The organism is Xanthomonas arboricola pv. juglandis, assembly GCF_905367715.1.
Lineage (GTDB): Bacteria > Pseudomonadota > Gammaproteobacteria > Xanthomonadales > Xanthomonadaceae > Xanthomonas > Xanthomonas arboricola.
In genome coordinates, this window is the sequence record NZ_HG999362.1 from 1,813,023 (window position 1) to 1,830,586 (window position 17,564).

Consider the following 17,564-nt stretch of genomic DNA (forward strand, 5'->3'; position numbering starts at 1 on the left):
CCACAACGGCCCCGCGCGTCACCGGCGGGGCCACACCGGAGCATGCAATGAAGATCAGCAATAACCACAAGACGCCGCTGGCGTTGCCGGACGGCACCGAGATCATTCCCGGCTCGCCGGCCATCGTGCCCAACTGGCAGGCCATCAAGAAAAACGCCGTCGTGCAGGCGTGGCTCGCCGCGAACATCCTCAGCGAGTCGGAGGACGACACCGCGCCGTTCCTGCTCGGCACGTTCAACCTGCCCGACAGCATCCTGCTCATCGAAGGCGGCGATAGCGTCACGCGCGACGATGTCGTGCAGCACGCGTTCAAGGCCTCGGCGTTGTCGCTGGAGGACTGGAATTCGCTGGACGAGGTGGACCGCGAGGCGCGGATCAGTGCATCGCTCGACGCGCTGAAGGCCGAAGCCGCTGCTGCCGCGCAGGCGGTGATCGACGCGAAGGCCGCCGAGTCGCTGGAGGACTGGAATTCGCTGGACGAGGTGGACCGCGAGGCGCGGATCAGTGCATCGCTCGACGCGCTGAAGGCCGAAGCCGCTGCTGCCGCGCAGGCGGTGATCGACGCGAAGGCCGCCGATGACCAGAAGAAGGTCGATCTGATCGCCAAGCTGGAAGCCGTCGGCATCAAGCACGACAAGCGCTGGGGCTTGGAGAAGCTGCAGGCCGCGCTGGACGGCGCCGAGAAGCCCAAGACCGGGAGCTGACCATGTACGGCACGCTGGAAGGAGCAGACGCGTATCACCTGGTCCGTGGCAACGCGGCATGGGCGGGAGGCAGTGAGGAGGCCCGCAGGGCTTCCCTGGTGCGCGGTACCGACTACATCGACGGCCGGTACCGGGTGCTGCTGTCTCAGGGCCGGTGGCAGTCGATGTTCCCCGGCGTGCGTACCGAGGGGCGGGGCCAGCCGAACGAATGGCCCCGCACAGGCGCAGTCGATTACGACGGCAACCTGATCGCCGCCGACGCAGTGCCGATCGAGGTGGAGCACGCGGCGTACGAAGCAGCGCTGCGCGAGCTGATCGAGCCCGGCAGCCTATCGCCGGACTACGTCGCAAGCGCACAGGTCACGCGCGAGAAGGTCGGCCCGATCGAAGTCTCATACGGTGCCAGCACCGCTGCAGGCAGCACGCCGAACCGTCCGGTCATTCCGGGCATCGACGAGATCCTGGCGCCGCTGCTGCGTCGCCCGATGGTGATGCCAGCCGTGAGGGTGGTCTGATGGCCGCCGCGCTCTATGCACGACTGAAAGCGACCGCTCGCAGGCTGATCGGTGGCTACGGATACGCCACACAGCTGGAGCGCGACGGCGCCATCACCGGGCCGCCGCACAACCCGCAGCAGGGGCCACCGACGCGGCACGACTGCAAGGTGGTGGAAGTCGATTACAGCCTGACCAACCGTGACGCCACGCGGGTGCTGCAGGGGGACAAGCTGGGGCTGATCTCCACCGATGTGGCCATCGAGCCGACGAAGGACGACAGGATCCTGCTCGGCGGCGTGCTGTATCGCTTCATTGACCTGCAGCCGCTGTCACCAGGCGGGCAGATCCTCCTCTTCGAATTTCACGCGAGACGCTGATGGCCGCAACGACTTCCCGCCAACTCGAACAGCTGGCGGCGAAGCTGGAGCTAGCCGTCGCGCGCGCGTTCCTCAAGGCGATATCCGAGGTCACCAGTCAGGCAGGCGTGCAGCTCATCGCGGACCTGCTGCAGGCCGGGCGGATCGACGACGTGCTCACCGTCATGGGGCTGGACGAGCCGCGCTTTGCGGATCTGGGCGAAGCGCTGCGCAACGCCTACGCAGCAGGCGGGCAGCAGGGTGTGTCGGAGATGCCGAAGATGCGGCTCAGCCTGGATCCGATCATCGCCGGCAACTACAAGCCACGGCAGGACGTGCGTTCGCCCGCACTGCGTCCGAGCTTCGACCTGCGCAACCCCACCGCCGAGGCCTGGCTGCGCGACAAGTCCAGCAACCTCATCACCGGCATCGTCAACGACCAGCGCACGCTGATCCGCAACGTGCTGGAGAGCGGCATGGTCGCCGGCCGCAATCCTCGTCAGAGCGCGCTGGACATCGTGGGGCGCGTGGGAGACACGGGCCGGCGCACCGGCGGCGTGCTGGGCCTGACATCGCAGCAGGGCCAGTTCGTGCAGAGCATGCGCGGGGAGCTGGCCAGCGGTGACCCGAAGGAGATGGCGAAGTACTTCGGCCGTAAGCGCCGCGACAAGCGCCTCGACGGCATCGTCAAGCGGGCCATCGCCGCCGGCAAGCCGGTATCGCAGGCGGACATCGACAAAATCGCTGGACGCTACGCCGACCGGCTACTGCAGCTGCGTGGCGAGATGATTGCGCGCACCGAGTCGATCGGCAGCTTGAGCGCTGGACGCGAGGAGGCCTATCGGCAGCAGATCGAATCCGGCGCGCTGTCGGCAGACAACGTCATCGGCACGTGGTCGGACACTGGCGACCAGCGGACCCGGCACACGCACAAAGCCATAAACGGGCAGCGGCGCGTCTTCGGCGAGCCATTCCAGTCGCCCAGCGGCGCACTGCTGAACTACCCGGGCGTCACGAGCCTCGGCGCCGGCCCGGAGGAGATCGTCGGCTGTCGCTGCATGAAGCAGTACCGGATCGACATGACGGCGGAGGTGCTACGTGGCAAGCAAGTTCGGTGACCAGGTCCGTGCATTCGCGGAAAAGGCGAAGCAGCGGCAGGAGGCCATCTTTCGCGAGTCGGCGCAGGCGGTGATGGATCAGGCGAACACGCCGGAGGGGCAGGGCGGGAGGATGCCGGTTGATACCGGGTTCCTGCGCAACTCCGCCGTCGCATCCAAAGATGGTCCGGCGTCCTCGGAAAGCGGCGAGCCCGCGCTGGTCTTCGCAGCCCTGCAGCTGGGCGAGGCCGTCTGGGCCGGCTGGACCGCCGCCTATGCGATGCGCATGGAGCATGGGTTCAGCGGCAAGGACAGCTTGGGCCGGCAGTACGAGCCGGCCGGCAAGGGCTTCATGCGCGCTGCTGCACAGAACTGGGATTTCATCGTCAACGAGGTCACCGCGAAGGTGAAGGCACGCATTCCATGAGCGACACCGCGATCTATGACGCCTTTGCCGGCCTGGTTGGCGTCTTCGCCGCGAGTATCGGCCTGCCGTGCTCCTATCCGGGCCTGGCCTTCACACCGCCGACGGATGGCGCATGGCTGGAGCTGCAGTGGTTCCCGAACGAAACGCAGAACTACGGCATGGGCGACGATGGCCCGTCGCTGCTGCAGGGCTTCGGCCAGCTGTCAGCGTGCTACCGCCCAGGCGGCGGGATCATGGTCGGCACGCGCATCACCGATCAGATCATCGCCGCTTTCGCCAAGGGCACGATCTTCGCCGGCATGCGCGTGTACGGCATGCCCTGGACCTCAACCATCATTCAAGATCCAGAGAGAGTCATGCATCCCGTCACAGTTAGATGGCGCGGTTTCGGATGAGAGGCTGTTAGCATCAAAAACGCCTCACAACGGAGCTGTGCGATGGATGAGTTAGAGGAACTGCAGGACGAATTAGCTGCCATCGATTTGCAAGGGCCTCCACTCGACGTGGAAGGGGAGCTTAAGGGAATTTCTGACGCGATCGGCGAAGAGATTGACCGGCATCGGGCCGCAGGGCATGTCCCACCTGAGGCCATCGGAGCGATTGCGATCGCCATAGCGAAGCTTCGAGCAGCGGTTCTTGCTGCAAAACTGCGGATGGCTCTAGAAGCGTGGTTGAAATGGCTTCGCGCGGAGGCTGATGCGATTCATCAGGATGCAAGCCTGAGAGATAGACTTGCTGACATTGCGAGGAAAATTGAAGAGTTGGAGCGGCAGCTTGCGAAGGTTCGCGAAGTGGAGGAGCAGTGTCGAGCAGCTGCGAATGACGCCCTAGGGAAGATTCCAGGTCCTGAGCCACGCATCCCGAAGCCTAGGGGGTTTAAGTGAGGAGCTAGCTTAGGCCCGAGATAACCGATTTGCTCTATTACAGAACCCGCCTACTTGGCGGGTTTTTTATGCTCAACGCGAGGAGATATCAGCAATGGCTTAGGCACAAACCAACAGCGGTTCCAAGCTCTACATCTGCGCCACGCCGAAGAACGAGGATCTGACCCAGACCCAGTTCGCGGCGCTGACCTGGGTGCAGGTCAAGAAGGTCGGCAGCGTCGGCGAGCGCGGTCTGACCACCAACATCGTCACCTACGACACGTGGGACACCGCTGTCGCACTGAAGGGCAAGGGCATCTCGAATGCAGGCGACCCCGAGGTCGAGGTGGCACGCGTGTTGGACGACCCGGGCCAGGTCGCGATGCGTGCCGCCGGCTTGCCGTCGGTCACCGACGCCTACGCCTTCAAGGTCGAGCGTCCGTCCGGCGAAATCGAGTATTTGCGCGGCCTGGTCACTGGTCCCCGCACGCCTGGCGGCCGCAACGAGGACTTCGTACTGCACGTCTACTCGCTGGCGCTCAACCAGGTGCCGATCGAAGTGTCTTCGCAGGTGGTGCCGTGACTGTGAGTCTGAGCTTTGCGTCCGCTTCTGCGGGCACACTGCAGAGGCGGAATCTATGGGTGGTTAAACCTCTTCTTATTTTCTAATATGGGAAAAAAGGGGGGGGTATGTCTGACGAAGCGAACAACACACTGTCTGAGTTGAAGAATGAGTTGAAGGGGGCAATTAATGTCAGGCTGCGCAGTCCGATTGCGGGCTTGTTTGCGCTAAGTTGGCTGCTAATTAACCATAGAGTTCTGTTTGTATTATTTTCTAATCTAAAGCCGGGAAAGAGATTCGACTTTATTGATGACGAAATCTATGGTATGCCGGGTGCGTGGATTTCGATGAACCTGATATTTCCACTCATATCTACCGCATTTTTCTTGCTGGTGATGCCATGGATAAGTGCACTAGTGCATCGCTGGAATCTATGGCATCAGCGCAGGCAGCGAGACCTAGAGCTAAGGTCTGATGGATTAATGTTGTTGACAGAAGAGAAAAGCAGGGAGTTGAGGGCTTCCCTCTCTACGCGAGATAAAGTTATTGCGGAACTTCAGCGGGAAATATTGGATTTAGCTGCGAAAAACTCTCGGTACGTATCGATGAACTTTGTCCTGAATAATATTTCTTCTGAAGAAGTGACAGGGGCTTTGCGCACATATTTGCTTCTTCACAGTTTCAGTGTTGAATTGGTCGAGCGAGCTTTTGTAAGACAATTTCACTCGTTTGATGATGATGGATACGTGCGGACCGAATGGAAACAAGGAAGCGATCAATTTACGCCTGATAGATGGTCTCTGGAAGGGGCTAGGCTGTCTTTGTACGTGAGGGGGAGTATCTACCTTTCGGCGGAGTTGAATGGAAAGACAGGTTTTTTTGATACGACATTGAATGGACAGACGTACGAAATGGTGCCGATAAAAAGAAGGTGATGTCCAGCTCTTAAGTGTCTTTGCATAACCCGCCAACCGGCGGGTTTTTTTTGGAGATTTTATGACCGAATTGACCACCATCGTTGCCGCCGAGCGCGTCATCGATATCAAGCATCCCGCCACCGAGGCCCCTGTGGGCCTGCGCATCACCCTGCTGCCCGATACCCACCCGAAGGTGCGCGGGGCCAGCCGCAAGGCGCTGGATGAGCGCCTGACGGGCAAGGGCAAGATCACCGCCGAGAAGATGGAGCAGGGCCGCACCGACATGCTCGTTGCGTCTGTGGGCGGCTGGGAGTGGCAGGGCGACCTGACCTTCCACGGCAGCAAGCCCGCGCTGACCGACGAAGCCCTGCGCAAGGTGCTGAAGGAGCTGCCGTGGATCAGCGACCAGCTCGAGGTGGAGCTGGGGAACCGCGCAGAGTTTTTTCGCAGCGCTGAAGGCGAGGCTCTCTGACGCCACGTATCTCACCGTCCGGTACGACATGCCGGACGCGAAGGGAGAGACGCGGCGGCAGCGCAACGCACGCTTCGAGGAACCGGCGCCTGCCGTCGATATGCCAGAAGAAGCCGCGCACGTGTGGGACTGGTTCTGGTTGATATCAGGCCGGCGCCGATCCGGCCCTGAGGCGCTGTCCTACGCCGAACTCGACGCGTGGCAGCGACTGCTGCTGCGCGATGTGCTCCCCGAAGAGGTGGAGATGCTCATGGCGATGGACGACGCCTACCTGCGTGCCGTGCGCGAAGAACAAGCCGCGGCGCGCGAGCGGCCGCCGGAACCGAGCAACACCTGGAGCTGATTGATGGATGACGATCACACCCACAGGCAGCGGCGTGCTCAAAACCTGGAGCCTGACGGTCGCCGGCACCAATCCTGCCCTCGCGTTTCTGGGGGAGAGCAACGCCGTGCTCGCCACGCGCACCCAGAGCGGGAACAACTTCACGTTCACCGGTTTCAGCACCAGCGGCAGCTTCACTGCCATGGTTTTCGACTATCCGAACTTCGGGCGGCGAGACTACTTGGTGATCACCAATCCAGACACCGATGAGGTGCATTTCGATGCAACCCTCAAGTACATGAAGGTGCGGGGGCTACTACAAGCCAATGCAAACCAGGGCGGCTCGATCACCTTGCCTGCGGGCCGGACCTACGCCGCACTGGCCGGCTCTACCGGCAACATCATGTTGGCTATCGGCGGCCTAGTCGGCGGCGGCCCGCAATGGCAGGTGCAAGTGCTGTGGCGTAAAGGAGTGGTCAACATCAATGGTAATGTCGCATCCATCTCCGCAATCGATACTGCCCAGGATCTGCGCACAGGCACTAGCGGAACTCCCCAGCCGCCCCCCGGCAACTACGGCCAGGCGTGGGTGCGTTCCCCAATTCTAGATGTCACGGGTTATTAAATAACTCCGCATGCGTAGCGGGACGGATTCCCAGTGAATCCGCCCCCGCGCGCCATTCATTACATGCCTGCGCCAACTACAAACTGCCAGTCCTTAATCTTGCCCAAAGTCTGGGCGGGAGTAGGGACGGCTAAGAGCAGAGTCTTGAATCCAGTGCTGCCGTCGTAAACTAGGACTTCTGCATCTGCATTGCTAGTTCTTACAGCAAAAAGGTCAAGCCTGCCGTCGTGATTATAATCGCCCATGTTAAAGGAATAAGAGTTGTCGTTCCCTGTAACGCCTAATCCAGTGGTTGCGTGAAGCTTATAGGTCTTAAAATCTGAAACGGACGTAAGTATATGTACCTCTGTCGTATTCGATTGCCCCATCTTTGTTATGACGTAGAGGTCGGGTGATACGCCGTTCTCCCATCCTCCTAGCGCGAAATCGAAAGAAACATCATTTCCTGTGGAGGTTAATGCAGTCTCAAACTGGCCGTTGAAGCGCGTATAATTTGCTGCGCCGTCAAGGATGTGGATTTCTGTCTTGCCATTGCCTCCGTTTTTCTTGATAACATAGACGTCAGGTACGTTGTCGCCATCGCGGTCTGCAAGTAAGAACTTATAATCAGATCCGGTGCCGGTCTCGTGAAGCGGAGTTGGCGTCTGTAGTAGGAAATTCTGAGGGTTTCGGCCGTCTATAACATGAACTTCTGTTGTGCCAGAGCCTGTATTGCTGCGACTAAAGACGTAATAGTCTTCTGTGCCATCCCCGTTGAAATCCGCTGTTCCAAATATTTTCTTTTCATCTGTGCCGCCCAAGTACATTGGCAGCGTTATCTCGGTCTTCTTTGAGTAATCGGCATCCCACCACAGCTTGGTTATGGCAGTTGGGGCTGCTTTCTTGTTGAAGCCGTAAATGTGCGGGGGCTCCAGTCTCTGGTAAGAACACGTGCCAAATGCCATGGCGCTGAAGCCAAGGCTAGCTTGTCCACTGTTACTGTAGACATTGTAGTTATTGGCAACCCCGATGCCATCGTAAGTTGTTTTACAGTTGCGCTTTAGATTGGCCTCGGCAGCAGCCCGTGCTTGCACAGGTTGCTTTCCTGATCCTTCTCCGCTAATCCCCGTACTAAATCCCAATTTAGCATGGCAAATCGGGGCGATGAATAGAAGTGGCAGCAGCCACGCCTTACGTGTGAGTTCCATTTGCTCCATATCCTTTGGTTGGCGTTGTCGCCGAGACCAATCATATACGGAATGTTAATGTCTTTGGTTGTTGTGTTCACATGAAGTGGATCTCTGGCTGCATTGAATCTGAGATTATTTCTTTAAATTCAAGGGGGTTACATGGCTGCTATCACTGAAAAATCTAGCTTTGGTACTCGGACAAAGATAGTTGCGCCTCGCATCGAAATTAGATGGAACTCTGCCACCAACGACGGGCCGGTGGAGTTCCACCTCGAGCAGATGACCACCAAGCCGCACCCGGATGGGTGGACGCAGACGCTGGAGCGCTTCTTCCTGCGCGTGCTCACGGTGCAGATCAGCGACCTGATCGGCGGCAGCTACGAGATCACCGCGCCCTCGACGACCGAGGCTGACCCACCGACCGGCACGGTCATGGAGGTGCCGGTCGAGACGGTCACCGAGCCTGGCGTGCACCCGTTGCTGGGCATCAAGGCGGCTACCCGCGCCGCCTACGATGCAAACGTGGTGACGCCGGACCCGGATGCGGAACCGCTCGCGCAGCAGATCACGATCATCTGGAACCCGATCAACGACAGCGGCACCGTGACGTTCCAGGTCGAGGATCGCGGCGCCGCCCTCGGCGTACTGGCGGCGCCCATCGCCGACCTGATCGCGCCGACCTACGCCATCCGCTATCCCGGCGCGGAAACGACCCAGGCGCTCGAGGGCTGGAAGCTCCAGGCACTGATCAAGGCTGCAACTGACGCGGCGATTGCGTCGAACGTTACGTTCGCTGCAGCGGAGTTGGCGGACGTTTGAATCCGGGTTATTGGCTCGGCCGTCTTGTCGCGTTGCAGCAGCCAGACATATGCGTGCCTTTGCTATCCTCCGCCAGCGGACAGTGAGTTCGCATGGATCGAAAGGATTGTCATGAGAAATTTCTTCATCGCTGCGGCGGCTGGGGTTGCCCTCGCTGCCTCTTGTAACGCCGCCGCGCAGGACGTTCGGTATCTTGGAGTAACTCCGCGAGTTGCAGCGGAGGCAGCAGCACAGCCTGCACTCGTGCCGGAGGGAGTCACTCTGGTTTCGCTCGAACGCTGGAAGTTCCAAGAAGACACATTTTCGGCTAGGCCCATCACGACTGTCGGGCAAAGTCATCCAGGCAAGCGTCAGGGTGTACTAGGCTTCATTTCGTTCACGCCGTTTGCCGGTGGGCACACGCTCTACGCGTGCATCACCAGCAACTATCGCGATCGGTTCACCTCTCCTGACCCGAACTGCGAGGGCCAGGTCCCGTACCCGGCATCTATGCCCATCACCGGGTATGTTGCATCAACCCAGCTTCCCGGCACGGTGCCGCTCTATCGCTGCATGCGCGGTGGGCTGCAGCCCGGAAATTGGGCGGACCACTTCGAAACTTTGGACGTGAACTGCGAAAATGTGAGAAACCCCGCGAGCGACGGGATCATCGGCTACATCTGGCTCTGATCCCCTTGGCTTGAAGTCACGATAGATTCGTGTGTAGTTGCCGGCGGGTCGGGGACTCTGACCCGTCGGCGCGGAATCAGGCGATATCTATCGCTCGTAGCTTTCGTAGGCCGTTTTGCGAATGCCAAGCAACCTCCGGCATCACCAACTGAAGTGGCGTCTCAGTGACCGACGTCGTCAACCTTGCGCACGCTGCTACGATCCTGAAATTTGATGGACCACGGCGTGACGAGGTAGCCGGGGCGGAACCGGTTGGCGATCGAGAAGTGGTCCGCACGGGTATCCTTTGCGATGCCGTTCACCAGCACATACGGCGCGGCGGTTTTCGGCACGCGGCAGTTGTCGGCATACCCATCGGTCTTGAGTGCCACCTTGTAGGGGCCGCTGCCCAGGATTTCGCCGCAAACGATCGCTCGCGTGCTGACGGATGCAGCGCGGGCGCGCGGCGCAATGCGGGTGATGAAGTCGTCCAGCGTCTCGGCGTTGGTGGACGTTTCCTGGTACAGCTGGGCGGTGCGGCCGAACTGGCTGTGTTCGCCGGCAGCGACAGGGATGGCGACACCGAGAAGTGCCGCAGCGGCGGTGATCAGCAGTGCGTGCGTTCTCCGGATCAGCTGCGCCGGTTGTTGCCGGCGGCGCGAGGGTATCTCGGCGCGACTCTAGAGATGCGTGGCGCTCGCTTGGGGAAAAACGTTCATTTGCAGGTGTCTACTCACGACGTATGCCTGTCTATGGATCGGCAATATCTGACGCGTGCATGCGTCAGCAGCCGATACTCGCGGCTACCCGTCGAGCGCAATCAACTTATGCTGGACACGGGTCCAGGTACGGCAGCTCAACCCTTGTGGCTTCGAGAGAGCTCTCTGCCCGCCTTAAGGATTACGGGTCTCCCGAGCTGGTGTGGGACCTTTATGGGTAGATAGCTGTTTTATAAGAAGTGCGTCAATTATTCCTTGTACCACTATCCACCTCCGAAACCCCCACGAAGTTAAAAGGATTCCTAGGATGCTTACCATACCCCCGGCTATTACATAAAATTGCCCGAATTTGTATAGCAGGATTAGTTTATCTGATTTGCCACGAAGCAATGCCGCCTCTTCCAGGCCCTTATCGCGCAGACTCTCGTAGCGATCGATTTGATCCTTTGTTGCCTTGCTGTCTGCCAAGCGCTCGCTCAAACGCTTGAAAGCTTCGGCTCTAGCGGTAGATGCGCTATATTCGGTAGTCACTTCATTGGCCATTAATTCGATTTCAAGAAATTTCAAGGCTGGATAGCCAATGCCGAGTACGACTAAAATAATTCCAGCCAATGCGGCAAACTTGTAGAGGTTGTCAGTTGGCAGGCTTGGAATTTCCATTTCTAGTCCGGGTTATGGGTTTGTTGAGAAATAATATCTATGGGCGGAGACACTTCGGCAACTCTTGCGACTAGCATTGATAGCATGGCGCCTATGGACGAAGCCACGCTCAGAACTTGTCTCAAAAATCTGGCTGCCGCGGTGCCGGCGCTGTTGAAGAGCAGCTCTGACCGTTGCCATTTCTGGCAAGGGTTCGGCGTAATGTGGCGACTGAGGCACCTGTGTCGCTGACGATCGCCGCAAGCCCAGTGGTACCGCCGCCGGTAACGTTAGCGATCGCTAAGGCTTTTGAGGTGGCGGCCGAGTTCGCGCGTAAACGCTATCAGGCGCCCGCAGCTGCTTCGCCACCTTCCATATGAAGTGCGTGCTGTCTGGCAGCATCGGGGAACGGTAGCTCATCGGCCCTCATCACCTTGAGGTTGATGCGCGCGGCGCAGGCGCGGACGCCGGCATCATTGGAGATCAAGAGGCGGGCACCGTTGGCCTTGGCGATCGCCACGATTTGCGTGTCGTACTTCACCTTCTGCCACACCTCGGAGGCGCCGTCCCGCTTGTCGCCACGCCCGAGTGCCGCCGCGTGCATCTGCGCCGCCTCGAACGCAGCCGCGATGTCGAAGTCCGCGACCCTGATTGCTGAACGCTTGTCGAAAGCTTGAACGTACTCAAGCCCTGCCCGATCCGCACCAATCAGATACTCCGCTAGCGCGGGCGTGGGAATGATCGCCTGCCCCTTGCGCTTGTCGATCGATTCGAAGAGGTGCACCAGCCTGGTCTTGTCGTCGCAATCAGCGCCGGTCAGGCAGACCAGCGCATTGCAGTCGAAGGCAACTAATGCGGGCAGCTCGTTCATGCTCAATGGATCCCCCGCAACTCGCGCCACACCGCCATGGGGTCATCCATCTCGGCCCACCGATTGCCGGCAATTTTGGCAAGGCTTGCCATCACCTCCACAAGCGGCGTTTCATCGAGCTGGTCGTAGCTGTCCACCACGCACCTGCCGCTCTCTGGCACCCAGCCATCATCGGTGCGCTGCCAACTGCCATAGACGCGCACCCTTACCATGCCAGCGCGGAAATGCCGCAAGAGCTCGCGCGCAAGCGCTTCATCACGCACTACGAGGTTGTGGTCACGGCTCATCTGGTCACGCAGGTAGAGGTGCATGGTGTCATCGGCCCCTTTGAGGCCGGTCACAACGCCGTCAACGGCGCCGTGCTTTCTGACAGTCATGGTTTGCATGGGAATCTGCTCCTCCGAGCGGAACAGGCACAGCACCTTACCTTCATTATCCTTGAGTTCGGCTTCGCGAAAGCCATCGCGGCCCAGCAGGGTTTCGATGGCTTTCAGGTGGCGTCCTGGCCTGCTGGCAGGCCGGTATTTGGCTTCCTGGACACGTTTCCACGCTTGATCCCGGCGCCGGGGCGGCACCTTGCCTTTCAAGCCGATGCTGGCGTTCTTGATGCCCACGAACACAGGCCTGTTTTCCAAGCCCAACAGCTCGGCGAACTCCTTGAGGTAGTCGGCCAGCTTATCCATTGGCAACGTAGCCGGGCTAGCGCCCGGAATGCGCAGCATGTAAGTCCATCTCGGCGTACCTGCCATCCATGCTCCCCAGATTCAGCAAAAAGTCGGAAATCGCCCGTGAGTTTGCAAATGATCTTGCCACGCCTGCAAGTCAGTCGCACGCCTTCGCATCAATTTCTGAGGCGGTCAATGTCATCGTGCGCTACGCAGCTCGTCCAAGTAGTCAGCCCAGCGCTGCATCATGCGCACGCGCTCCGCGAGGTGTGTCGTGCGGTTGTAAGCCCGGCCGTTGGGATCCTTCACTGCATGCGCCAGCTGGTGCTCAATGATGTCCGGCCGGAAGCCAAGGATCTCGTCGAGGATCGTGCGAGCTGTGGCGCGGAAGCCGTGGCCGGTCACCGCGCCTACCTCGTAGCCCATGCGGCGCAACGCGGCGTTCACCGCGTTGTCCGACATCGGCCGGAGCTTCGTCCTGGTGCTGGGGAAGAGGTAGCGGCCGGCACCGGTGAGCCGCTGCAGGTCCGCCAGGACAGTCAGCGCCTGGCGCGAGAGCGGGACAACGTGGGGCTGGCGCATCTTCATCTTGTCGGCGGGGATGTTCCACCTGGCGGCCTCGATGTCGAACTCTGACCACTCGGCCTGCCGCAGCTCACCCGGGCGCACGAATAGCAGCGGTGCCAGCACGAGAGCACAGCGCGTGACGTGGCTGCCCTTGTAGCCGTCCATGGCGCGCAGCAGCGGCCCCAGCTCGTCCGGATCGGTCACCGCCGGAAGGTGGCGTTCGGGCGTTGGCTTCAGCGCGCCGCGCAGATCCGCCACCGGGTTGCGGCTGGCACGCCCGGTGGCGATGGCGTATTGCATGACCTGGCCGCAGTTCTGCATGATCCGATGCGCCGACTCGAAGGCGCCGCGCTTCTCGATGCGTCTGGCCACCGCCAGGAATTCGGGCGCTTCCAGTTCCGCCGCCGGCCGCGCGCCGATGTAGGGGAACACGTCGTTCGTGAACCACCCGACGACTTTCACGCGGTACCCATCCACCCAGTTGCGCTTCTCCAGCCACTCGTTGGCGATCACCTCGAAAGTGTTGGCGCCGAGGATTGCACGCGCAGCCGTTGCTGCTTTCCGGTGCTCGCCCGGATCGATACCCTGAGCCACCAACTGGCGTGCTTCGTCCCGCCGCTGCCTGGCCAGTGCCAGCGGCACCTCTGGGTAGACACCGAGGGCCAGCCGCTTTTCCTTGCCACCGAATCGATACTTCAGGCGGTACCAGCGCCCCCCCTTGGGCGAGAGCTCCAAATACAACCCGTCGCTGTCGTACAAGCGCTGGGTCTTCGCAGTAGGTTTGGCGCGGCGTATTGCGAGATCGGTCAGTGGGGGCATCTGTTCGGCAGTTGGGGGCAAGTGCCCCAAAATATGCCCCCAGAGTCTCCGATCCTGCGACGTTCACCTGCGCACCGCAGTGCACATAAAAAAGGCCGAGAACCCTTGTTTTACGGGGGTTCCCGGCCTTCTTCGGATCTTCAAGATCCGCTCATTGGTGGAGGTGGGCGGAATCGAACCGCCGTCCGGAAGCACTCCATCCCCAGCACTACATGCTTAGCCCTCCGTTAGATCTCATTCCCAGGCAGCACGGTTGGCAAAGCGCACCTGGAAACCAGCCTGCTTTATCTAACCGGTAGCTGACAGGCAGCCACTACCGATGGTTCCGTGATAATGACCCTACACCTACGAGCACGGGCACAAGTAGGTTCGGGGGTTCGCCTTAGGCGGCTGTAGAACTACAACTAAAGCCAATTAAGCGGCGATAGCGAAGTCCGAACCGTAGTTGTCATCGTTGGCAACTAAAAGTTTGCTGCTGGATTAACGAGGAAAGCTGCCCCCTCGGCATGCGCCAAGCGACTTCGCGACCCCCGTCGAAACCAGTGCACCCCCGGGGAAAGCATCAAAACGCTGACCTGGTCAGTGTAGGGATCGGAGCGCCCTGTCACAAGTGGTGAGACGTGCAGCGCTTACAGTGGCTTCAGTCCTATCGGACGGAAAAGTCTGGTAATCAAGGAGCGAAGCGATGGCGACAGGTAAGCCCCCAGGTCCGCGGCAGGCACGCAGCACGCCCCGCAAACGTGCATCGGGCGTCGACGCCCCCAGCCCTCGGCGCGCAACCAAGGCCGCGCAGCAGCAGGCGCAGGGCACCGGGCTGACGCGCGTGCAGGGCAAGGCGCGTACCGTGATCTACATCCATGGCATCGGCAACAAGCCGCCGGCCGAGGTGTTGCGCTGCCAGTGGGACAAGGCCTTGTTCGGGCGGCCGATGGGCGAGCGCACGCGCCTGGCGTACTGGGTCAATCGCGAGCGCTATCCGGTTGCCGAACCCGGTAACTGCGACGCACGCGATGTCGGCCCGGCGCTCAATCAGAGCGTGCAGCGCGCCTTGAGCACGCTTGGGCTGGTGCCAGGCGAGCAGGATCTGCATTTGCTCGCCGATGCCTTGGCGCAGAGCGAGCAAGAGCGTGTCGATCTGCACCGCTTGCTGGACGAACTGGATGCCGCGCCCGCGATGCCGGCGGCGGGCCAGGTGCAGGCCAAAGGTCCGATCGATGCGATTAACCGCGTGCTGCTGCGGCTGATCTCCGCCGCGCTGCTGCAGGACGTGCACGATTTGTTCTTCGTGCCCGAGCGTGCGGCGCTGATGCGCGAGAGCCTGACGCAGCGGTTGCGCTCGGGTGGCGGGCCGTTTGTGGTGGTGGCGCACAGCCAGGGATCGATGATCGCCTTTGACGTGTTGCGTCAGCTCCAGGCGGCCGAGTGCGAGGTCAGCCTGTTCCTGACCCTGGGCTCGCCCTTGGGCCTGCCGCAGGTGCGCAGCATGTTCAAGCGCTGGACCGGCACGCGCAAGCTGCCGTTTCCCGCGTGCGTACGGCGCTGGATCAACGTGGCCGACACGCGCGACCCGATCGCGCTGGATCCGGATCTCGGCGACGACATCGCCAATGCCAAGGGGCGTTTCGAAAACCTCGCGGGCGCGCGCCTGAATCCGGACTGGCAGCACAACGCGCATTCGGGCTCGGGCTATCTGTCGATTCCGCAGGTGCGCGCGGCGGTGCGCGAAGCGGTGGGCGTCGGCTTCGACCAACCGGTCTCCAACGCGGTGCTGATCAAGGATCTCAGCGAGCAGCTGGAAGCGCATGGCGCCGAGTACCGGCACGAAGTGCTGATCGAGCTGGATCGACGGTTGCTGGGCGACGACCCGGCCGCCACGCGTACGCTGCTGTTGGCGCAATTGCGCCAGACCGCTGCAGCGAGCACCGGCTTGAGCGGCGATGCGCTGGACGAGGCGATCGAGCTGGAAGATGGCTTGCAACGGTTTGTGTCGGCGCGGCTGACGCGGTTCGAGATCGAATCGCTGCAGGACCGCTACCGCGCGCTGGGATTCCGGCGCGTGTGGCGCGATGCCGGCAAGCGCGCGTTGATCAACGTGTCCGGTAACGTCCTGCATGCCGATGCGGCGCGCACCGCGTATCGCGCACGCGGGCAACAGATCGGCTGGGCGGTGCTGGACACCGGTATCGCAGCCAGTCACCCGCATTTCTTCGCAAAGGGGGAGCGCGACACGGTGGTGGCGCAATGGGATTGCACGCGGCGGGGTGCAGCCAGGCGATTGACGCGCGCTGACGGCGATGCCTTCGCCCGGCTGGATCGGCACGGGCACGGCACGCATATCGCTGGGATCATCGCCGGCCATAGCCGGGCGGTGATTCCCGACGCGCAGGGCAACCCGGGCAAACCGCTGGAGTTTGCCGGCATGGCGCCGGACACCCAGCTGTACGGGTTCAAGGTGCTGGACGATGCCGGCAACGGCCGTGATTCGTGGATGATCAAGGCGGTGCAGCAGGTGGCAGCGATCAACGAGCGCGCCGGCGAGCTGGTCATCCACGGCGTCAATCTGAGCCTGGGCGGTTACTTCGATCCGGAGAGCTACGGCTGCGGTTTTACGCCGCTGTGCAACGAGTTGCGGCGGCTATGGCGGCAAGGCGTACTGGTGGTGGTAGCCGCCGGCAACGAAGGCCTGGCCTGGTTGATGCGCAACGACGGCGATGCATATCCGGCCAACATGGATCTGTCGATCAGCGACCCGGGCAATCTGGAAGACGCCATCGTGGTCGGCTCGGTGCACAAGAGCAGCCCGCACAATTACGGCGTGTCGTATTTTTCGTCGCGCGGCCCGACCGCCGATGGGCGCGGCAAGCCGGATGTCGTGGCGCCAGGCGAAAAGATCCTGTCGGCCTATTACGATTTCGACCCAAAAGATCCGGCCAGCCTGATGGTGGAGATGAGCGGCACCAGCATGGCCGCACCGCACGTCTCCGGCGTGCTGGCCGGATTTCTCTCCGCCCGCCGCGAGTTCATCGGCTTTCCGGATCGGGTCAAGCAGCTGATGCTGGACACCAGCACCGACCTGCAACGCGATCGCTATGTGCAGGGCAGGGGAGTGCCGAATTTGATGCGGATGCTTGGAGCGACGTGATTCGGGATTAGGAATTGGGGATTCGCAAGAGCATGGGTTCTACGCGCCGCGTTGCTCGCCGGGGCCGGGAGCCATGCAAACGCCGGCTGCGGTCGGCTTTGCCGTTACCAATCCCCAATGCCGAATCCCCAATCCCGGCTACTCACGCATCCCGGTTATGCCGCCGCATCACGCGCTGTTTGTCGCGTTGCCAGTCACGGTCCTTGGCGGCGTCGCGCTTGTCGTGGTTCTGCTTGCCCTTGGCCAGCGCGATTTCCAGCTTGACCTTGTTGTTGCTCCAGTACAGCGCGGTGGGCACCAGGGTGTAGCCGTCGCGTTCGACGCTGCTCAGCACCTTGTCGATTTCCCGGCGGTGCAGCAGCAGCTTGCGATCGCGACGTTCCACCGGCACGGTGTGGCTGGAGGCCTGGATCAGCGGGGTGATCTGCGCGCCGATCAGGAAGATCTCGCCGGAGCGCACATAGGCGTAGCCGTCGATGATGTTGGCGCGGCCGGCGCGGATCGCCTTGACCTCCCAGCCCTGTAGGGCCAGGCCGGCTTCGTAGCGCTCTTCCAGGTGGTACTCGTAGCGCGCACGCTTGTTCAGCGCGATGGTTTTCGTGGCCGTCGCGCCGTTTGCTTTATCCTTGGCTGGTTTCTTGCTCATGCCGCCATTGTCGCCGAT

At 61.3% G+C, this 17,564-nt stretch carries 22 protein-coding genes and 1 other RNA gene; 15 read left to right on the top strand and 8 right to left on the bottom strand.

The features are described 5' to 3' along the window. Nucleotides 1-47 precede the first annotated feature (47 nt). The 12 genes from KHN93_RS07815 (at nucleotide 48) to KHN93_RS07870 (ending at nucleotide 6,842) form a co-directional block, all read left to right on the top strand. The gene (locus KHN93_RS07815) at nucleotides 48-704 is read left to right on the top strand and encodes a hypothetical protein (protein ID WP_212579362.1); all 657 of its coding nucleotides are present in this window, start codon (nucleotides 48-50) and stop codon (nucleotides 702-704) included. Nucleotides 705-706: 2 nt separating this feature from the next. Beyond that, the gene (locus KHN93_RS07820) at nucleotides 707-1,219 is read left to right on the top strand and encodes a DnaT-like ssDNA-binding protein (RefSeq protein ID WP_104559110.1); all 513 of its coding nucleotides are present in this window, start codon (nucleotides 707-709) and stop codon (nucleotides 1,217-1,219) included. Then, entirely contained in the window at nucleotides 1,219-1,578 is a 360-nt protein-coding gene (locus KHN93_RS07825) for a hypothetical protein (protein WP_104559111.1), read from the top strand. The genes KHN93_RS07820 and KHN93_RS07825 overlap by 1 nt, the downstream gene beginning before the upstream one ends. Continuing rightward, nucleotides 1,578-2,675: a phage minor head protein gene (locus tag KHN93_RS07830; RefSeq protein WP_104559112.1), complete on the top strand. Its 1,098-nt coding sequence runs from the start codon at nucleotides 1,578-1,580 to the stop codon at nucleotides 2,673-2,675. Before KHN93_RS07825 ends, KHN93_RS07830 begins: the two co-directional genes overlap by 1 nt. Further along, a complete protein-coding gene (locus KHN93_RS07835) occupies nucleotides 2,656-3,081 on the top strand; it encodes a hypothetical protein (RefSeq protein WP_244812220.1) in 426 nt (141 codons plus the stop codon). Before KHN93_RS07830 ends, KHN93_RS07835 begins: the two co-directional genes overlap by 20 nt. Next, complete coding sequence (locus KHN93_RS07840) at nucleotides 3,078-3,476, top strand: phage tail terminator-like protein (protein ID WP_104559113.1); 399 nt, start codon at nucleotides 3,078-3,080, stop codon at nucleotides 3,474-3,476. The genes KHN93_RS07835 and KHN93_RS07840 overlap by 4 nt, the downstream gene beginning before the upstream one ends. A 42-nt stretch (nucleotides 3,477-3,518) precedes the next feature. Next, nucleotides 3,519-3,965 (top strand): hypothetical protein, encoded by a 447-nt coding sequence (locus tag KHN93_RS07845; protein WP_212579363.1) that lies wholly within the window; start codon nucleotides 3,519-3,521, stop codon nucleotides 3,963-3,965. A gap of 193 nt (nucleotides 3,966-4,158) precedes the next feature. Then, on the top strand, nucleotides 4,159-4,527 hold the full coding sequence (locus KHN93_RS07850) for a hypothetical protein (RefSeq protein ID WP_244812221.1): 369 nt from the start codon (nucleotides 4,159-4,161) through the stop codon (nucleotides 4,525-4,527). Between the two features lie 107 nt (nucleotides 4,528-4,634). Beyond that, nucleotides 4,635-5,441 (top strand): hypothetical protein, encoded by an 807-nt coding sequence (locus tag KHN93_RS07855; protein ID WP_146092488.1) that lies wholly within the window; start codon nucleotides 4,635-4,637, stop codon nucleotides 5,439-5,441. 61 nt (nucleotides 5,442-5,502) lie between these two features. Beyond that, nucleotides 5,503-5,895 carry a hypothetical protein gene (locus tag KHN93_RS07860; protein WP_104559115.1) on the top strand — a complete coding sequence of 131 codons (393 nt, stop codon included), beginning with the start codon at nucleotides 5,503-5,505 and terminating at the stop codon, nucleotides 5,893-5,895. Nucleotides 5,896-5,923: 28 nt separating this feature from the next. Continuing rightward, entirely contained in the window at nucleotides 5,924-6,238 is a 315-nt protein-coding gene (locus KHN93_RS07865; RefSeq protein ID WP_104559116.1) for a phage tail assembly chaperone, read from the top strand. 7 nt (nucleotides 6,239-6,245) lie between these two features. Further along, nucleotides 6,246-6,842 (top strand): hypothetical protein, encoded by a 597-nt coding sequence (locus tag KHN93_RS07870; RefSeq protein WP_104559117.1) that lies wholly within the window; start codon nucleotides 6,246-6,248, stop codon nucleotides 6,840-6,842. 59 nt (nucleotides 6,843-6,901) lie between these two features. On the opposite strand, the gene KHN93_RS07875 is transcribed toward KHN93_RS07870, so the two are convergent. Beyond that, nucleotides 6,902-8,029, bottom strand: a complete 1,128-nt coding sequence (locus KHN93_RS07875; protein WP_181141777.1) for an FG-GAP repeat domain-containing protein — start codon at nucleotides 8,027-8,029, stop codon at nucleotides 6,902-6,904. Nucleotides 8,030-8,269: 240 nt separating this feature from the next. On the opposite strand from KHN93_RS07875, the gene KHN93_RS07880 reads away from it, so the two are divergent. Continuing rightward, nucleotides 8,270-8,830, top strand: a complete 561-nt coding sequence (locus tag KHN93_RS07880; protein WP_244812222.1) for a hypothetical protein — start codon at nucleotides 8,270-8,272, stop codon at nucleotides 8,828-8,830. A gap of 111 nt (nucleotides 8,831-8,941) precedes the next feature. Then, nucleotides 8,942-9,499 (top strand): hypothetical protein, encoded by a 558-nt coding sequence (locus KHN93_RS07885; protein WP_146092490.1) that lies wholly within the window; start codon nucleotides 8,942-8,944, stop codon nucleotides 9,497-9,499. A gap of 161 nt (nucleotides 9,500-9,660) precedes the next feature. Here KHN93_RS07885 and KHN93_RS07890 read toward each other — a convergent pair whose 3' ends face one another. The 6 genes from KHN93_RS07890 to ssrA all read right to left on the bottom strand — a co-directional run bounded on the left by KHN93_RS07890 (nucleotide 9,661) and on the right by ssrA (nucleotide 14,310). Then, nucleotides 9,661-9,870, bottom strand: coding sequence for a hypothetical protein (locus KHN93_RS07890; protein ID WP_212579364.1), 210 nt, complete (start codon nucleotides 9,868-9,870; stop codon nucleotides 9,661-9,663). Between the two features lie 501 nt (nucleotides 9,871-10,371). Continuing rightward, the gene (locus tag KHN93_RS07895) at nucleotides 10,372-10,857 is read right to left on the bottom strand and encodes a hypothetical protein (RefSeq protein WP_146092491.1); all 486 of its coding nucleotides are present in this window, start codon (nucleotides 10,855-10,857) and stop codon (nucleotides 10,372-10,374) included. Nucleotides 10,858-11,179: 322 nt separating this feature from the next. Further along, nucleotides 11,180-11,707, bottom strand: a complete 528-nt coding sequence (locus KHN93_RS07900; RefSeq protein ID WP_104559121.1) for a PIN domain-containing protein — start codon at nucleotides 11,705-11,707, stop codon at nucleotides 11,180-11,182. 2 nt (nucleotides 11,708-11,709) lie between these two features. After that, the gene (locus KHN93_RS07905; RefSeq protein ID WP_104559122.1) at nucleotides 11,710-12,390 is read right to left on the bottom strand and encodes a hypothetical protein; all 681 of its coding nucleotides are present in this window, start codon (nucleotides 12,388-12,390) and stop codon (nucleotides 11,710-11,712) included. A 180-nt stretch (nucleotides 12,391-12,570) separates the two neighbouring features. Beyond that, nucleotides 12,571-13,758, bottom strand: a complete 1,188-nt coding sequence (locus KHN93_RS07910; protein ID WP_212579365.1) for a tyrosine-type recombinase/integrase — start codon at nucleotides 13,756-13,758, stop codon at nucleotides 12,571-12,573. Between the two features lie 155 nt (nucleotides 13,759-13,913). Next, nucleotides 13,914-14,310: a transfer-messenger RNA gene (gene ssrA / locus KHN93_RS07915) on the bottom strand. A 133-nt stretch (nucleotides 14,311-14,443) separates the two neighbouring features. On the opposite strand from ssrA, the gene KHN93_RS07920 reads away from it, so the two are divergent. Next, the gene (locus tag KHN93_RS07920) at nucleotides 14,444-16,900 is read left to right on the top strand and encodes a S8 family serine peptidase (protein WP_212579366.1); all 2,457 of its coding nucleotides are present in this window, start codon (nucleotides 14,444-14,446) and stop codon (nucleotides 16,898-16,900) included. Between the two features lie 142 nt (nucleotides 16,901-17,042). Here KHN93_RS07920 and smpB read toward each other — a convergent pair whose 3' ends face one another. Next, complete coding sequence (gene smpB / locus KHN93_RS07925) at nucleotides 17,043-17,546, bottom strand: SsrA-binding protein SmpB (protein WP_039520446.1); 504 nt, start codon at nucleotides 17,544-17,546, stop codon at nucleotides 17,043-17,045. Nucleotides 17,547-17,564: the final 18 nt, after the last annotated feature.

Excerpts from the sequence above, each read along its gene's own strand:
- KHN93_RS07815 (WP_212579362.1), top strand. The coding sequence starts at position 48 with ATGAAGATCAGCAATAACCACAAGACGCCGCTGGCGTTGCCGGACGGC.
- KHN93_RS07820 (WP_104559110.1), top strand. The coding sequence starts at position 707 with ATGTACGGCACGCTGGAAGGAGCAGACGCGTATCACCTGGTCCGTGGC.
- KHN93_RS07825 (WP_104559111.1), top strand. The coding sequence starts at position 1,219 with ATGGCCGCCGCGCTCTATGCACGACTGAAAGCGACCGCTCGCAGGCTG.
- KHN93_RS07830 (WP_104559112.1), top strand. The coding sequence starts at position 1,578 with ATGGCCGCAACGACTTCCCGCCAACTCGAACAGCTGGCGGCGAAGCTG.
- KHN93_RS07840 (WP_104559113.1), top strand. The coding sequence starts at position 3,078 with ATGAGCGACACCGCGATCTATGACGCCTTTGCCGGCCTGGTTGGCGTC.
- KHN93_RS07845 (WP_212579363.1), top strand. The coding sequence starts at position 3,519 with ATGGATGAGTTAGAGGAACTGCAGGACGAATTAGCTGCCATCGATTTG.
- KHN93_RS07855 (WP_146092488.1), top strand. The coding sequence starts at position 4,635 with ATGTCTGACGAAGCGAACAACACACTGTCTGAGTTGAAGAATGAGTTG.
- KHN93_RS07860 (WP_104559115.1), top strand. The coding sequence starts at position 5,503 with ATGACCGAATTGACCACCATCGTTGCCGCCGAGCGCGTCATCGATATC.
- KHN93_RS07865 (WP_104559116.1), top strand. The coding sequence starts at position 5,924 with ATGCCGGACGCGAAGGGAGAGACGCGGCGGCAGCGCAACGCACGCTTC.
- KHN93_RS07870 (WP_104559117.1), top strand. The coding sequence starts at position 6,246 with ATGACGATCACACCCACAGGCAGCGGCGTGCTCAAAACCTGGAGCCTG.
- KHN93_RS07875 (WP_181141777.1), bottom strand. The coding sequence starts at position 8,029 with ATGGAACTCACACGTAAGGCGTGGCTGCTGCCACTTCTATTCATCGCC.
- KHN93_RS07885 (WP_146092490.1), top strand. The coding sequence starts at position 8,942 with ATGAGAAATTTCTTCATCGCTGCGGCGGCTGGGGTTGCCCTCGCTGCC.
- KHN93_RS07895 (WP_146092491.1), bottom strand. The coding sequence starts at position 10,857 with ATGGAAATTCCAAGCCTGCCAACTGACAACCTCTACAAGTTTGCCGCA.
- KHN93_RS07900 (WP_104559121.1), bottom strand. The coding sequence starts at position 11,707 with ATGAACGAGCTGCCCGCATTAGTTGCCTTCGACTGCAATGCGCTGGTC.
- KHN93_RS07905 (WP_104559122.1), bottom strand. The coding sequence starts at position 12,390 with ATGGATAAGCTGGCCGACTACCTCAAGGAGTTCGCCGAGCTGTTGGGC.
- KHN93_RS07910 (WP_212579365.1), bottom strand. The coding sequence starts at position 13,758 with ATGCCCCCACTGACCGATCTCGCAATACGCCGCGCCAAACCTACTGCG.
- KHN93_RS07920 (WP_212579366.1), top strand. The coding sequence starts at position 14,444 with ATGGCGACAGGTAAGCCCCCAGGTCCGCGGCAGGCACGCAGCACGCCC.
- smpB (WP_039520446.1), bottom strand. The coding sequence starts at position 17,546 with ATGAGCAAGAAACCAGCCAAGGATAAAGCAAACGGCGCGACGGCCACG.